General features: G+C 58.6%; 7 protein-coding genes and 1 pseudogene. 1 reads left to right on the top strand and 7 read right to left on the bottom strand.

Annotated elements, in window-relative coordinates; translation table 11 throughout:
- Positions 1-147: 147 nt before the first annotated feature.
- Positions 148-291 (top strand): annotated as a pseudogene (locus tag BOP96_RS30980) (IS4 family transposase); the annotation flags it as partial.
- Between the two features lie 41 nt (positions 292-332).
- Here BOP96_RS30980 and BOP96_RS24240 read toward each other — a convergent pair.
- The 7 genes from BOP96_RS24240 to pgaC all read right to left on the bottom strand — a co-directional run bounded on the left by BOP96_RS24240 (position 333) and on the right by pgaC (position 15,242).
- On the bottom strand, positions 333-818 hold the full coding sequence (locus tag BOP96_RS24240; protein WP_073454222.1) for a pentapeptide repeat-containing protein: 486 nt from the start codon (positions 816-818) through the stop codon (positions 333-335).
- A 221-nt stretch (positions 819-1,039) separates the two neighbouring features.
- On the bottom strand, positions 1,040-1,417 hold the full coding sequence (locus tag BOP96_RS24235; protein WP_014716395.1) for a hypothetical protein: 378 nt from the start codon (positions 1,415-1,417) through the stop codon (positions 1,040-1,042).
- 97 nt (positions 1,418-1,514) lie between these two features.
- Positions 1,515-2,138: a hypothetical protein gene (locus tag BOP96_RS24230; protein ID WP_014716394.1), complete on the bottom strand. Its 624-nt coding sequence runs from the start codon at positions 2,136-2,138 to the stop codon at positions 1,515-1,517.
- A complete protein-coding gene (locus tag BOP96_RS24225) occupies positions 2,138-11,179 on the bottom strand; it encodes a two-partner secretion domain-containing protein (RefSeq protein ID WP_073454220.1) in 9,042 nt (3,013 codons plus the stop codon). The genes BOP96_RS24230 and BOP96_RS24225 overlap by 1 nt, the downstream gene beginning before the upstream one ends.
- Positions 11,180-11,209: 30 nt before the next feature.
- Positions 11,210-12,931: a ShlB/FhaC/HecB family hemolysin secretion/activation protein gene (locus tag BOP96_RS24220; protein WP_073454219.1), complete on the bottom strand. Its 1,722-nt coding sequence runs from the start codon at positions 12,929-12,931 to the stop codon at positions 11,210-11,212.
- Positions 12,932-13,422: 491 nt separating this feature from the next.
- The gene (gene pgaD / locus BOP96_RS24215; protein WP_003187480.1) at positions 13,423-13,899 is read right to left on the bottom strand and encodes a poly-beta-1,6-N-acetyl-D-glucosamine biosynthesis protein PgaD; all 477 of its coding nucleotides are present in this window, start codon (positions 13,897-13,899) and stop codon (positions 13,423-13,425) included.
- 2 nt (positions 13,900-13,901) lie between these two features.
- Positions 13,902-15,242, bottom strand: coding sequence for a poly-beta-1,6-N-acetyl-D-glucosamine synthase (pgaC, locus tag BOP96_RS24210; RefSeq protein WP_020302876.1), 1,341 nt, complete (start codon positions 15,240-15,242; stop codon positions 13,902-13,904).
- Positions 15,243-15,244: the final 2 nt, after the last annotated feature.

Here is a 15,244-nt window from a genome sequence, read left to right as displayed (position 1 = left end):
GCGCTCTTCAACGCTGAGTTCGGTATAAGACATAGGGGCAGCACCGTACCGGAAAGGTCAGGTGTTGCACTCAGTTTTTGCCGCCGCCCGCTTATCCCAGTACAAATTTAAATAAATCTGTCCCCTTTTCGTCCCAGGTTGATCGCTAGGAAACGCGTCGGAAACCGGCCGGGACGGGTTGAGCCTCGCGTCATAAAACGAAGACCCAAGCCTTACCCGATGCTGATGCAGACGCGCTCGGCGGCAAGGGCTGAGGTCAGGAGAAATGGACATCCAAAGAAGGTTAAGTAAGTGCCATTCGGGACAGATTAATTTAATATGCTTTTCAACTCTCATTTAAGCACTTTAATCGCACCATAATTCTCTGGTCGAAACCCACTTGGCCAGACAGTAGCATCATTATACGTAGCGCCCAAAAAAACCGCTTCTTCGATTCTATTTGCACAAAGGTCAGCGCCACATAAATTTGATTTAATAAAGCTAGCACCACCAATATCAGCACCCTCAAAACTTGCACATGAAAGATTTGCACCGTCAAAATCAGCAAACGCTGCCATTGCGCCTGCGAAAGAAGTATTACTCACAACTGAATTCATAAAATTTGAATTCATGAGAGCTGCTCGGTCAAATATAGCTCGATCTATAAACGCGTTAACAAATGAGGCACTTCTCAGATTCGAACCAGAAAAGTCGGCACTTCCAATATTAAGCTTATCAAATATAGCGCGATGCAACTGCAACCCTTTCAAACTTGCACCAACAAAACCATTTAAAGGTAGAGTTAATATCTCGCCCGTCTCAAAATTAATATTAATCATTTATTCCCCCAATCCACCGGATCCACCTTCACCTCAGACATTGGCTTAGTTAAGCCAGCTTTATTCGGCGGTAATGTTCCAACAAAATGGGACAGATTTATTTAATAGGCTTTTCAACTTTAATTTAAATAAATTTGTCCCATTTTTTAGTCCCCTTTTTTCATTTCCACATTATTGCTAACACACCCTCATCTCTACCCCAAAAAAATCTATCCTACCTTTTAAAATACAACACTTGGAAATACTTTACGAAACATATGCTGTATCGCTGGCAACCGGGCTAGCTCGTCCAACATTTCGGTAGCCGAAAGCGGCATATCGTAGGGTACCGTGCCACGGAGCAGTGCTATTCCATATAAAGCATATTCCTCGTTTTTAGAGCGACTCCAATTTGGAACATAGCCAATTACTTTGTAGATCTTGAAAATAGGCTCATCAAATTCAATCAAATCATATAAAAAATCTGGAGCTCCCTCCTCCCCTAAAAATCCTGCGCACCACGATTGTAACTCCAATCTATCAATAGCCTCGCAGAACAGACAGGTGATTACAAACCCTAAAAGTTCATCACTGTAACGATCAGTTCTTTCTGTAATCACTTTCCGCCCTCGAATCTCCCCTTTTTTAGGGGGGATAGATATTATCTAATAGGTCTTGTACTGCCATAACAGATCTAAATACATTTCCCCCACTCTTTTATTTTCGACAAACAAAGAACTTATCTTCACTGAGATACCCAATACCGCCTAAGCGCCAAAATTCGAAATATGAACGAAAGTCAAAATCCAGATTTATTAAAGGCTGCCCCATATACCAAGCCAAATAATAATCAGCGGCAACTCCGTAAAGGGCCTCAAACAGTGCGTACTCTTGCTCTGTTTTTAGCAACCTGCAATCCCTGACCTGATCCCCCACCAGTTCAAGTATCCAGTTGCTGGGAACGTCTAATTTATCATAATCGTTAAATTGATCTTTACTTCCATACAACAGTTTTGCACGTTGGCATATCCCGTATAACTCGTCGTCTCCAAGAGACTTACAGAAACTTGCCTGAGCTTGCAACCAGAGTTTTGCCTTTTGCATCAATTCAAAGTCGCTAGATTCAATCGTCGGGCATAGATATAACTTATCTTCAAGCGTACCAGCTTGGATCACCTCATTCACGCGCGATACCAAACTGTCAGCTTGAGGAAAATAGCTTAACGCTTCAGTAATTTCAGTTAGAGAAGAATGTACTTTGAACAGAGCTAAAAAATGCGACTTATCAAAATAAGTTCTTCCCTCACAAAAAGCGCACCAGTCATTTAAAAGGGTAGGCATTAATTTCTTCCTCTTGGTAACTCCGGCAAAAGAGAAGTATCGATTTTCCATCGATCGCGCAATGCCGTTACGCCCTTATTAAATTCGTTTAGGGACTTACTGTTATCAATAACAGCTTTTAGCTCATTATGGAAAGCACCTGAAGCATTCCCACCGTGACCGCCTGGTACCCCATCAATAGGGTTGACCCATGTCAATTCGGATGTTTTTGTTCTGAAACGCTGAATTTCACTCATCGGCACCCCCCATTGTTTGAATTCAGGAGCGCGACAAACCATACACCACTCATGCAAACCTCCTGGCTGACGAATTCTCGCCTCAATTGCCTCTCGGGTAGCCCTGTTTTCCCAAAGCACGTCTAGCTCTGCTGGCGACAGGTCGTCAAACCAACGTGTGAAAGCGCCGTTACGAACGCTAGGCACTTTGCCGTCAGGCACAAGCTCTTGAAACGTCCGGTCAGTGTGGCTTTCGCTTACAGGCGATCCGGCAGAAGGCACCTCATGAATCGAACAGCTTCCCGCATTACAGGTATAACAAGGCCCAATGTTATGTACCCAGGTACTTAGCTTGCCAACATAGAACGTATGTCCAATATCCACCGTCAGGTTGTACGTTTTACCCTGCGACTGCAGCAGCTTTATTGATACAACGGAGATCGAAGCCTCTTGCGTCGCCCCATCCCCCAACGACTGCAGTTGATCACCCGGCTTGAGCTCTATAAGTGGCACAAAGCCTTTGCGCTTAGGCACGTAGAACGGATGACCCGGCGTCACTTGCAGAGTCTCAGTGATACCTTGACCGGCACTGCCGTTCTTCACAAGCGTCAGCTGATAGATCGGTTGATCCGTGCGAATGTGGGTTGCTGAGACCTTCGACGCGAACGGCTCACCGCCTTCTTCAGGTTTAGTCCAGACGACGTCGCCCACCCTGAGCGCGTCAATGGCTCGTTCACCATCAGGGGTGGCGACCATAGTCCCGGCTGCAAAACAGCATGGGCTATAGCCTGCTAATTTGGCCTGTGCTTGGTTGGCAAACTGTTCAGTCCCCTTACCCGCCGCCGCATCCAAGCCTTTACCAGCGGCTGACTCAATGCCCTTTCCGGCAACAGTTTCTGCAGCCTTGCCAGCGATAGCCTCCGTACCTTTAACCGCTAATGCGTCGCGCGCGGCCAACTCTTTGATTGCGCTTAACAATGCTCCCTTGCCTACTCCACCTATGGGCATAAGCTCAGCAAGCAGCTTGAGATCAATATCTGAATTAATGCCACCACTTGCCAAAACACGTAGCCGGTCTATTTGCTCTGCTTGGGAGGCGGCGTCAGAACTGAGCGCGGCGATCTCAGGGAGTTTCGTGATAGCCGTACGCTCTCCGTATTGCTCGGACCACGCATCAGGCACAACACCCATGCCACCAGGTTCGTTGTTGTAGGTTGTGTTACTTGAAGGATTGAACAGCAGCGAATCCTTGTACTGCTTTTCTGTGGACTTGAACGCAACGACCTGATCCCCGTTGGCAACAATGGGGCTGCCATCTCCCCAGGTCAGCAGGACTTTCTCGTTTTGCAGCTTGGTGATAACTCCCCGCGCAACAGTCAGGTCGTCACCTAATGCTTGCCCTTCAGGGTTAGAAGGACCGTAACCGGCCAGAATCCCTTGAAGCTCATTGTTGGTTTTCTGATCGACCTCGCCTCCGGCAACAAACGTTAGGAGCGCATCCCACTCAAAACCAGATCGGCTTTGACCTTTGGTGGCATCTAAACTCTTGGCCTCTTGGGCCAGTCGTTTCTCTTCTTGAACGTGCAACTTGCGGTTGTATGACTGTGCATTCCCAGCGATTTCCGAGCCCATGGCGACATCGCCATCAACACTCGCGGCAGCGAGCAATCCCACCAGTTTCGAAGCCGCATTGACCAGACGATCGTGTTCCGCTGGATCATTGCCACTGAGCAAAGGCGACTTATCCAACGCCACAATAAGGGCTTCGTTAGCACCCGCAGCCATCGCTCCCGTTTTAAAGTCGCCGCCCATTGCTTCTGAAAGCAAACCACCTACAACAGCATGCAGTGCAGTTTTGCTCAGGTCGCTGTCTTGAAGTTTGAAGGCATTACCAAAATCACCAACGCCGGTGAACGCGGTCGCCTGCATTACATCGAAAAGGCTGCCCTTCATTGCATCCTTGAAGCTGCCTTGTCCAAGAGCTTCAGAGAGCGTTCCGCGCACGGCACCGCCAGCCAATTGGATCGTTCCAAAACGGCCAATCGCTGCGGGGTCATTCCAATGGGGTACGACGCTTGGTCCACTTACCTTGTTAGTTACAGGGTCGCTCTGCGCGCCAAACCAATTGCCACTGGCGTAATTCACAAAGCCCGCAGAAGCGCCCGCGATCAGTGACTGCTTCAAGCTGTCGCTGCTGAAGGTTTCCTTGAATGCGGCCCCCAAGTTGCCTTTATTGTTTATGGTGCTGACGACGCCGGTACTGGCAAGCGAGGTCAACGAGGCAGTCGCGATGACGTTGCCCAACCCTGCTGCAGTTCCTGCGACTGCTGCGGTGGTCGACGTCGCAGCGGTAGCGGCTGTCGCGGCAGCCATAGTGGAGCCGGCCCCTACAGCGCTACCTGCCGAAGCAGCTAGCGCACTGGCCGCTCCCGCCGTCAACACGGTGACAACGATGATAATTGCCAGCATTGCGCCTTGGCCGAGGCTGGAGTGGCTGTATTTAAAGGAGTCGTGCAACTCCTTCACATGCCGCCAATCCACATCCCCACGCTTCTCGGCTTCTTTCAACCAAGCCAACTGTGGGTCTGCTTTGACCATCACATCAATCGTCTGGCTAACCGTGTTCTGATCAATCTGTTTAATGTCGATCTTCAGCCCGTTAACCGCCTTGATCGCCAACTCACCCTGTGCCTTCAACTCACTTTGGCGCAACGTCTCGTCGGTATTCCCCTTGCCCTTCGCGCTGGTCCACGCCAGGTCACTCTTGCTCTTCTCGTGGCTCTCCTGGTGCAGGTCTTTGACCGCCTCGAAGGTCACCGCGCCGCCACTGGTGATGGCCAGGTCCTTACCGCTCTCAAGCTTGGCCCGCTGATACAACTGATCACCGCCACTGACCAGCGACAGATCACCACCAGTCTTGATCTCAGTCCCCACATTCGTGACGTGGGTCACCTCATCACGCTTGGTCTTCTTCGCGCCCCAGCCCCCCTTCTCCTTCATGTCGTAAAGGCTGTAGGTGCTGTTCTGCGCCGCCAACAGACTCAACTTATCCCCGCTATACAGATAAGCCTCATTCCCCGCGCTGATCCTGCTCGCCACAATCGTGGTATCACGCCCCGCCTGGCTGACAAAATCCCCACCCGCCGTCAGCACGCTTGCCACTTGAGTGGTCTGGTCGTCCGAGGTCTTGATGCGTTTTTTGCCGTCCTTTTCCTTGCCCTCGACGTTGTGCATGTCGCTGACCGAGGCGACGTTGAGGTCGCGGCCGGCGGCGATGTTGAGGTCTTTGCCGGCGGTGGCATTGCTGCCAATGATGTTGACGTCTTGCCCGGCCTGCATGTTGAGGTTGCCGCCTGCCGTGACGCTGGCGGCGAGGTTTTTGACGTCGGTGGTGATGGTGGATTTCTCGCCGCCGTCGCGGGTCTCGTGTTTGACGCTGGTGTCGCTGGCGGCGATGAGGTTGAGGTCGCGGCCGGCGGTGAGGTTGGCGTCGTTGCCAGCGGTGAGAGCGCCTCGGTTGGTGAGGTCGCGCCCGGCGTCGATGGCGAGATTTTCGCGGGCGACGATGGTGCCGGCGCTGGTGTCGGTGAGGGTGCGCATACCGGCGCCGTCACGCACCTGGATGGCGGTGGTTTCGTTGGTGATATCGCCTTTGAGCGCCGTGAGGCTGACTTGCTTGCCGCGGATTTCGCCGGCCATGGCGTTGCGGATGCTGTCTTGGGCCAGCAGGTTGAGGTTGTTGCCGGCTTCGACCAGGCCGCCGGTGTAGATACTGCCGCTGCTGATGACGGAGAGGTTGTTGCTGGCGCGCAGGGTGCCGACGTTGATCAGGTCGCCGCCGGTGACCAGGTTGAGGTCGCGGCCCTGGATGAGGCTGTTGCCGCGCACGTTGCGCGAGTCGGCCTGGGCCAGGTACAGCACCGGCACGAGCACGGTCTGGCCGTCGATGACGCGGTTTTCCATCCACACGATGTCGTGGGTCAGGGCGCCGACTTGCTGGTCGGTGAGGGCCACGCCCAGGCTCAGGCGCAGGGCGTCTTTGCTGGCGAGGCCGTTGTCCATCAGGTAGCGGAACTGGTCGGCGTCGCTGTAGAGGCCGCCGGCGAGGAAGCGCTGGCCGGTTTGCGCGAGGACGGCGTCGCGGATCAAGCGGGTTTCGTACTGGCCGTCACCGAGGCGGCGCCAGGCGTTGTCGGCGGTGAAACCGAGTTTGCCGAGCATGTAGTCGGAGCTGAAGAAGCCCGACACCGAGGTGAACTCGGGGTTGGTTTCGATCAGGTAGTGGCTGGTGGGGTCGGCGTTTTTGACGAACAGGCCGTATTCGCCCTTGGGCAGTTGGAAGGTGGGCGAGGTGGTGGGGTCGACCGGGGCGAAGGCGGTGCCGGTGTAGTCCACAGGCACGAAGCCGCCACCAGGGGCCACGCCTACCACGGGCAATACGCTGCCGGGCGCCTGGGCGCTCGGGTCGTTGGCGTGTTTGCTCAGGTTGATGTTGATGCCGCCGACGGGGATGCCGGTCTGGTCGCCGCCGAGGGTGCCGGTCAACTGGGCCAGGGTGTTGTTGTGCAGCGTGCCGTTTTGCAGGGTGCGGGCGACGTTGAGGTTGACCGTGCCGCCCGCTTGCAGGGTGGCGTCGTAGCCAGGGCCGCTGTTGTTGGTCCAGGTGGTGACGTCACTTGCGTAGGCGAACGGCAGGCTGTTGGGTGAGCGGCTTTTGAGTTCTTCGAAGCGCGCCTTGTCGAAATTCCCGGCCGCCGTGGCCGCATTGAACGCGGGCACATCAACATATTGCATGCGTTCAAACAAATCGTCGGAGACGTGACCTGGCGTGCCGATGACAAGCTTGCGCTGGCCCGTGCGCGTGGCGGCGCCCTGGTTGAGCAGGTCACCGGCAGTGATGCTCAGGTCGCCATTGGCGGCCATCAGGCTGTAGCGGTTCTGCACGTTGTCGCCTTGCAGCAGCATGTTTTTGCCCGCCACCAGGCGCGCCGCTACCGAGTCCTTGGTCGCCGCCTCGAGGTACGTTTCGTAGATGGTGATCTCGCCACGTTCCCAGTTGTCGCTCTCGCCGCAGTGCTGGCCACAGATCCAACTCAAGCTGCCGGTGGTCAGCGTTTGCCCGAGTTCGAATTCATCTTTGGCGTTTTCGATAAAGCCCGCATTGATGCCGATCGAGCCTTCGCTTTCCACGGTGCCGGAGCGGTTGCTGAACAGCACGGCACGCCCGCCATCGCGGGCGGCGAAGCTCAGGTTGCCTTTGCTGTAGACATCGCCATAGCTGTTGCTGAAGCCATTACTGCGCAAGGTCATGTCGCCGCCGCTGAACAGCAGCGTGTTGGCGGCATTGGTGATGCCGTTGACTGCGGTGAGGTTCACTGCGCCCTGGGCACCGAGAGTGCCACGGTTGTTGATTTGCGCGGCGGCGATGTCCAGTTGCTGGCGGGCGGTGAGGAAGCCGAGGTTGTCCAGGGTGCCGCCCAGGGTCAGGCGCGCATTGGTGGCTGCCAGGCGGCCGCCGTTCTGGCTGAGGTTGTTGGCGGCGACGGTGAGTGTTTGCAGGGCCGAGACGCGGCCGCTATTGCTCATATCGCCGGTGGTAATGCTGATGTCACCGTCGCTGAGCAGTTCGCCGCCGTTGTCCAGGCTGGCCACGTTGAGGATCAAGCCCTTGGCGCTGGCCATGCGGTCGCCCGCCTTGAGGGCCAGCCCTTGGTCGCTCTTGTAGGTGAGCACGTCGTTGAGTTGCACGCGGCCCAGGCCATCGACTTTACCGAATGCCCAGTCGGCGCTGCCCATGCCCTGGATATTGCCCTGACTGCCTGCGAGGCTGGCGGTGTTGAGGTGGAACAGGCCGGTGCCGGCGTGTTGCAGCATGCCGCTCTGGTTGTTGAGGCTGGCGGCGTCAAGGCTGAAGGCCTGGCTGCCGAATTCGAGGGTGCCGTTCTGGTTGTTCAGCGCGCCGCTGAGGTTGAGCTTGCTGCTGGCGCCGCTCAGGGCACGCAGTTGCCCGCTGGCGCTGTTATCCAGGTTGCCGCCGGTGAGGGTCAGGCCCTGGTTGGCTTCGATCAGGCCGCCCTGGTTGGTGAGGGTGTCGCGTGAGGTCAGGTTGAGCTGGTTGCCGCTGATCTGGCCGCCCGCGCTGTTGTCGAGGCTGGCGCCGCTGACGGTCACTTGTTCTTTGCCGAACAGTTTGCCGCCACGGTTGGCCATGGCTTCTACGGTCAGTTGCAGGTTGCCGACCAGGCTTGCCATCAGGCCGCCGCTGGCGTTGTCGACGCTGTTGGCGGTGACGGTCAGGCTGTCGCCCTGCACGGTACCGCCCTGGTTATCCAGGCGGGTGGTGTTCAGTTCGGTGAGCGCGCCGCCGCTGAGGATCAGGCCCTTGCGGTTGCTCACATCCTGGCCGCTGTAGCTCAGGCCTTCGGCGCCGGCCAGCAGTTGGCCGTTGTCGTTGTTCAGGTGCTGGGCGGCGATGTCCAGGCGCTTGCCGCGCAGGGTGCCGCCGTCGTTGTTGAGGGTGGTGAGCTGCTTGACCAGCACGCTGCGTTCGCCCGCGTCGATCTGGCCGCCGACGTTGGTGAGCAGGTCGCTGACCTTGAGCACCACGTCGCCGCCATCGCTGACCAGCGCGCCTTTGTTGCTGTTGGTGAAGGTCTGCGCGGTGACGTCGACGGTCTGGCCCAGCAGGATGCCGGCGCTGTTGTCCAAGCGCTCGCCTTGCAGTTGCAGCAGGCCCTCGCTCTGGATGCGGCCCTGGGCGTTGAGCAACTGGCCCGGGCCTTTGAGCAGCAGGCTTACGCCCTGGGCGCCACCGGCCAGCAGGCCGGCGTTGCGGTTGTCGAGGCCCGAGGCACGCACGTCGAGGTGGTCGCCCAACACGCGCCCGGCGCGGTTGTCGATGTCGCCGCCGGCCACGTCGAGCAGCAGTTGCTTGCCGACGATCGTGCCGCCCTGGTTATCCAGGTTGGCGGCGTGCAGTTCGATATCGCCCTGCCCGGCCTGCAAGCGGCCCTGGGCGTTGTTGAGCTGTTGTGCGGCGGTGAGGGTGAGCTTGCCGGTGTCGGCGCTCAGTACGCCGCCTGCGTTGCTGCTGAGGGTGCCGGCCGTAACGTTCAGATCGGTGCTGGCCTGGGCGAAACCCTGATTGTTGTTGAAGGTGTTGGAAACGGCGAGGTTGAGCGCGCCGCCGTCGGCCTGGATCAGGCCCTTGAGGCTGTTGTCGAGGTTGCTGGCAGTGACGGTCGCGGTTTTGGCCACCAATACACCGTTCTGGTTGTTCAGGTTGCCGGCGTTGACGATCAGGTCGTTGGCGATAACTTGCCCGCCGCTGTTGTTCAATTCGGCACTGGTGAGCGCCAGGCTGCCGCCGGCCATTTCTATACGGCCCTGGCGGTTGTCCAGCGATGCGCTGTTGAGCGTGGCGGCCTGGCCTTCGCCGAAGCGGATCAGGCCGCCGAGGTTGACGATGGCCGGCGAGTTGATCGCCAGGCTCTGCTCACCGAACAGGCGCGCAGTGGCACCCTGGTTAGTGAGTTTGGCGCTGCTGACCTCGACGGCCTTGGCCTGGATGATCGCGCCCTGGTTGGTCAGCGCCTGCGCGGCGGTGATCGCCAGTGCACGGCTGGCCAGCAGGTTGCCGCTGGTGGTGACGGTTTGCGCGTTCACCACCAGATCGCCGGTGGTGTTGCGGCTGTTATCGGCGGCGACGCCGGCTTCGATGATGCCGGGGTTGTTCACGCTGGCCGCGTTGATCTCGATGCGCTGGCCGGCGGCGATGCTCTTGCGGTTGACCAGCGCCTGGGCGCTGGTGACCTGCACGTTGCCGTTGGCGTAGACCTTGTCGGTGAGGTCGACGTTTTGCGCGGTGACTTTGACGTTACCGGTGGTCACCGTTTGCGCCATGCTCAGGCGCCCGTTGGCGTCGAGCTGAATATCGCCACCACTGGCCGCCAGGGTGCCGTCGAGCTTCACGCCCACACCGGCCTCGGTGCCCACCAGTTTGATCGCGCCGGCATACATGCCACCCAGGGCCGAGGAGTCGATTGCCAGCTCGGGCTTGGTGCTGCCGTCATCGGCGCGGGCGGTGGTTTTCAGGCTTTGCGCATCGACGTCGTTGCGCCCGGCGATCACGTTGAGTTCGCGGGCGTTGATTTGTGCGTTGATCTTGGCCGAGCGGGTGATGATGTCGAAACGTTCGACGTTGCTGGCGTTCAAGCCTTCGCCGTCGATGGTCACGGCGCCGCCATCCACTTCATAGCGCTGCAATTGGCCGCTGGCGTCGAGCACCGGTTTGCCGGTGGTGAGGGTGACGTTGGGGGTGTTGATAAAGCCGCAACCGCTGCACGTCACGCCGTACGGGTTGGCGACAATGACCTTGGCCGACTGCCCCGCCACTTCGGTGTAGCCGCGCAACTGGCTGGGGCTGCCGCCGTTGACTTCGTTGAGGATGACGTTCGCCGCGCCGCCCTTGAGGTTGGGGTTACCGACAATGATCCCGCCCAGTTGGGTGTTGACCATGGCGCTGTTGCCGTTGTTGAGGATCACGCCGTTGGGGCCGACGTTGTAGTCCTTGAACTGGTTATGGGACAGGCCCGCGCCATTGGGGGTGGCGATGTTGACCACCGGCACGCCATTGCCCGCCGCGCCCACGGTGGTGCCCGGCGCACTGACCACGATGCCCTCAGCCTGGGCCAGCAGCGGCTGCCAGAACAATGCGTTGGCGAGGATCAACGCCAGCCCGCGCTTGGGCAGGCCGAAGAACGCATCCCGGCGCTTCAGGGCGGCAGAAGGTTGGCGGGCCAGGAAGGCGAATTGGCGAACATCCATTGTCAGGCTCTCATGCAGCGGGGCGTTGAATTACAGGAAAAAATCCATGCGGAAATAGATCGGCGCTTCGCGCTCGGTCACCACACCGGGTCTTTCTAACGAATGGGCAAAGGTCACGCTGGTGCTGACGTGTTTGCCACGGGCGAACAGCTCCAGGGAGTTGCTGGACACCCGGCCATGAACGTTGTCGTTGTAGCGGTCGTTGCGGATCACGCCCTGGTCGTAGCCGACACTGGCGCCGTACTCGGCGAAGGCTGGGCGCATCCAGTCGAGGGTCACCGGGCGCGCCCAGCGCACTTCGTTGCGCCAGTAGCCGCCGCTGTCGCCGGTCAGCAATTGGTCCTTGAAGCCACGCACCGAGGCCGAGCCGCCGAGGCTCATGCGCTGCGGCGAAAACAGCGGGTCTTCGCTACGTTGGCCGGTGGCCAAACTGCTGAAGCTGAACGACTCGCCCCACAGGCTGAAGGGTTGCAGGTAGCTGACGGTGGCGGTGTATTTGCGGTAGCGCGAGTTCGGCTGGCGACGGCCTGCTGGGTCACGCTCGTCTTGGGCCTGGGCGTCGAGCAGGCCGATGCCGCTTTGCATGCCCAGGTCCAGGTTGACGAAGGCACTGCCGATGCGCCGACCGTGGTTGACGCCCAGTTGCAGTTCGCTGAGGCGGTTGCTGCTGGGCGCGGTGCGCACGTCGAGGATGTAGTTGTTGGTGCGCAGGTGCGCCAGGCCGACGTTGACCGAGGTCTTGCTGACGTCGTCGCGATGGATCACCCGCTCGGCGCGCAGTTGGTGGTTCTGGTTGTCGCCGTCCTGCTTGTATTTGAAGCCGTCGGTGACGCCGTAGGTGCGGTAGTCGCTTTCGCTGTAGGTGTAGCTGAAGTTCCACCAGCCCCAGGGCACGTTGTAGTAGAGCATGGTGTTTTTCGAGGTTTTCTGGTGGTCGCTGATGGCGTCGTGGCCGCCGCGCAGCATCAGTTGGTCACCCAGGCCGAGTGGGCTGTCCCACTCAAGGCCAGCGCCCCATTGCTGTTCGCCAGTGCTTTTCTGCCCGTCGTTGTTGCGCGACAGGCTGGCGCGCCAGGGCTTTTGCGCGGTGTTCTTGACCACCACGTCGCTGCCGCCGATTTGCTTGCCGGGGGTGAGTTCCATCTGCGCTTGTTTGGACGGCAGGCGGTTGAGCTGGTCCACCAGTTGCTCGATTTCGCGCAGGTTCAGCGCTTCGCCGACTTTGCCGGGAAAGGCCATGGCCAGTTCGCGGTCGGTCACCGTGCCGCCTTCGGCGCTGCGCAGGGCTTCGAGCTTGCCTTCCACCACCAGCACTTGCAGATGGCCGGTGGAGAGGTCTTGCTGCGGCAGGTAGGCACGGCTGGTGACGCGACCTTTGCCCAAGTAGTAGTCGGTGATGACCTTGAGCAACTCGTTAAGCTGGGACACGCCCAGACACTGGCCGATGTAGGGCTTGAGCAAGCGCTCGCGGTCGGGCGCCGGCAGGCTGTCGGCGCCTTTGAGTTCGATGGTTTTGATCGGGAAGCAACGGGTGTCAGCCGGGGTTGCCGGGGCTTGGGGCTTGTCCGCTTTACCGGGCAGGTCCTGAAGCTCCTGGAGGCGCCGCTGCTGCTCTTCGAGCAGGCGGTTCTGCCGGTCGCGGATCAAGTCCTGATCGCCAGGCGTGGGGGCGGCGGATGCACTGTTCAGGCCCATGCAACTGAGCAGGAAGGTGCAGAGCAATAACCGGGTCCATGGCAATAACGAAGACATGTTCGATCCATCGAAAATCAAGGGCCGCGAAACTAACATCGAACTTCCAGCTCGCCTAGAAACGGCGAAGTGGGGCCGCTCGACTGATTAGTTTTCTAACCTGTTGATTATTAATAATAATTTTTCACCAAAAGAGTTTAATTCGGGCACTTGCGGTGATTATTCCGACAAGCGGCAACTGTTTTGATGGCGATTCGACGAATGACTTTCTGACTGCCATTACTTAGCCATCAGGTGTTCGTCGAGTTAGGTTAGTACCGGAGAAGGGGGAAAAGTTCGCGGGGGTTTTGTGAATTGGATCCCATTTATCGGAATTCCAACAAGAGGAGTGAACCACTGCAACCCATGGGTGGAAATACTACCTGTGGGAGCGGGCTTGCCCGCGAAGGCGGTGTGTCAGTCACTGCAACTGTTACTGCACTATCGCTTTCGCAGGCAAGCCAGCTCCCACATTGGGTCTTCATTGCTTTGGGCATTGCGTTCGCTTAGGTCTAGCCAATGCCCTTGTCTTTGTCGGGTACCAGGGTCAGGCCGGGGCGTTCGACGTCGCGGGAGACATGGGATTTCACTTCTTCGACGCCGCCTTCTTCGTCGTTGTGGATCACCAGCACGCCGGGGCGGCGCAGTTGTTCGAGGTCGCCATCGCCCAAGTTGAAACTTTCACTCAGGTGCTGGTCGCTCAGCGCATTGGCCTCGGCGCGGCGCTGGGCGAATTTGCGCCCGCGATGCTGCTGATAACGTGCCCAACTGATCAGGATCACCGCATTGAACAGCGCGATCCACAGGTAAACCTGCAAGGTGTTGAGCGCAGCAAAGATAGGCGCCTCGATGCGCGGGCCGCCATGGGTTTCAAGCATGGCGCTGATGCCTCGCGCCAGCAACCAGATCAACCCACCCCAGGCCAGCAGGGTCAGCAGCACATCGACGATCCACATCAGTGTGTTTTGGCGAGTTCTGACCAGTTTCATGATCACGCCTCCTCTTGTGCAGGTTTGATACCGCGGTCCGGGCTGACCCAGCGTGCGCGTTTCTGATGCTGGTTGAACAACACCTTGGGAAAGCTGACCAGCGTGGTGAGCAGGCTGACCAGCCAGAACACCATCGGGTACCACACGGTCCAGAACAGGGTTTTCCACAGGTCTTTTTCGTAGCGCCGGTCGATCAGGATGCTCACCGCAAACTGCAGCAGGCACACCATCGCCAGCACCAGCCCGGTGAACGCGGGCGGCACCAAAGAGCTCACGGTGATCGCCGCCGGTAGCGTGACGAATTTACCCACGGCCCAGAAGACCACCGACAGCAGGAAGGTGAAGGCCCAGCCGGTGGACAGGCAGTACTCGAACAGCAGCGGCCACAGGTAGCGGTGGCGCCATTGCCAAATGCCACGGATGTTCTTGAACAGCACTTCGGCGCCGCCCTGGGCCCAACGCAGGCGTTGTTTCCACAGGCCACCGACGGTTTCGGGCATGAGGATCCAGCACAGCGCGCGCGGCTCGTAGAAGATCGCCCAGTGATCGAGTTGCAGCTTCCAACTGACATCGATGTCCTCGGTGATCATGTCGGTGCTCCAGTAGTCGATGCGGTCCAGGGCCTTCTTGCGAAACGCCACCACCACACCGGAGACCGTGAAGATCCGACCGAATACCCGCTGGGTACGCTTGATCAAACCGATGATCGAGGAGAACTCGCCGACCTGCACTCGGCCGATCAGGGTCGAGCGGGTACGAATGCGCGGGTTGCCGGTGACGGCGCCCAGGCGTGGGTTGTCGAGCATCGGCGCCACCATATAGGCCGCCGCATTTTTATCCAGCAAGGCATCGCCGTCGATGCACACCAGGTATTCGCTGCGGGCGGCCACGGCGCCCATGCGCAGGGCCACGGCTTTGCCCTGGTTCTGCGCCAGGTGCAGCACGCGCAGGCGCGGGTGTTGCAACGCAAGGGCATCGAGTACTGCGGCGGTGTTGTCGCTGGAGCCATCGTTGACCGCGATCACTTCGATGTTCGGGTACACCTGGCCGAGGGCCGCATCAATGGTGTCGGCGACGTTATCGCCCTCGTTGTAGCAAGGGATGATGATCGAGATCAGCGGCTCGCCGGCCAGGGTCGGCGCCGGCGTGTCTTCTTCCCACGGCCAGTGGCGTTCCCAGTGCAGCCAGAAATACAGGCCACCGGCGATCCACAGCGCCGACATGAACAGCGGGTAGAAGAACACGAAGTCCATCAGGAACTGCCCGGTCACCAGGAATATCAGGCCCAGGGGCAAGCCCAGTACCAGTGCCAACACGAATAGAGCCAGGATTCTGTCAACCATGA

The sequence above is a fragment of the Pseudomonas sp. FSL W5-0203 genome, assembly GCF_001896155.1.
Classification (GTDB): domain Bacteria; phylum Pseudomonadota; class Gammaproteobacteria; order Pseudomonadales; family Pseudomonadaceae; genus Aquipseudomonas; species Aquipseudomonas paracarnis.
The sequence above is the reverse complement of the archived record's forward strand: the minus strand, read 5'-3'. Positions and strand labels throughout refer to the sequence as shown.

Excerpts from the sequence above, each read along its gene's own strand:
- BOP96_RS24240 (WP_073454222.1), bottom strand. The coding sequence starts at position 818 with ATGATTAATATTAATTTTGAGACGGGCGAGATATTAACTCTACCTTTA.
- BOP96_RS24230 (WP_014716394.1), bottom strand. The coding sequence starts at position 2,138 with ATGCCTACCCTTTTAAATGACTGGTGCGCTTTTTGTGAGGGAAGAACT.
- BOP96_RS24225 (WP_073454220.1), bottom strand. The coding sequence starts at position 11,179 with ATGGATGTTCGCCAATTCGCCTTCCTGGCCCGCCAACCTTCTGCCGCC.
- BOP96_RS24220 (WP_073454219.1), bottom strand. The coding sequence starts at position 12,931 with ATGTCTTCGTTATTGCCATGGACCCGGTTATTGCTCTGCACCTTCCTG.
- pgaD (WP_003187480.1), bottom strand. The coding sequence starts at position 13,899 with ATGAAACTGGTCAGAACTCGCCAAAACACACTGATGTGGATCGTCGAT.
- pgaC (WP_020302876.1), bottom strand. The coding sequence starts at position 15,242 with ATGGTTGACAGAATCCTGGCTCTATTCGTGTTGGCACTGGTACTGGGC.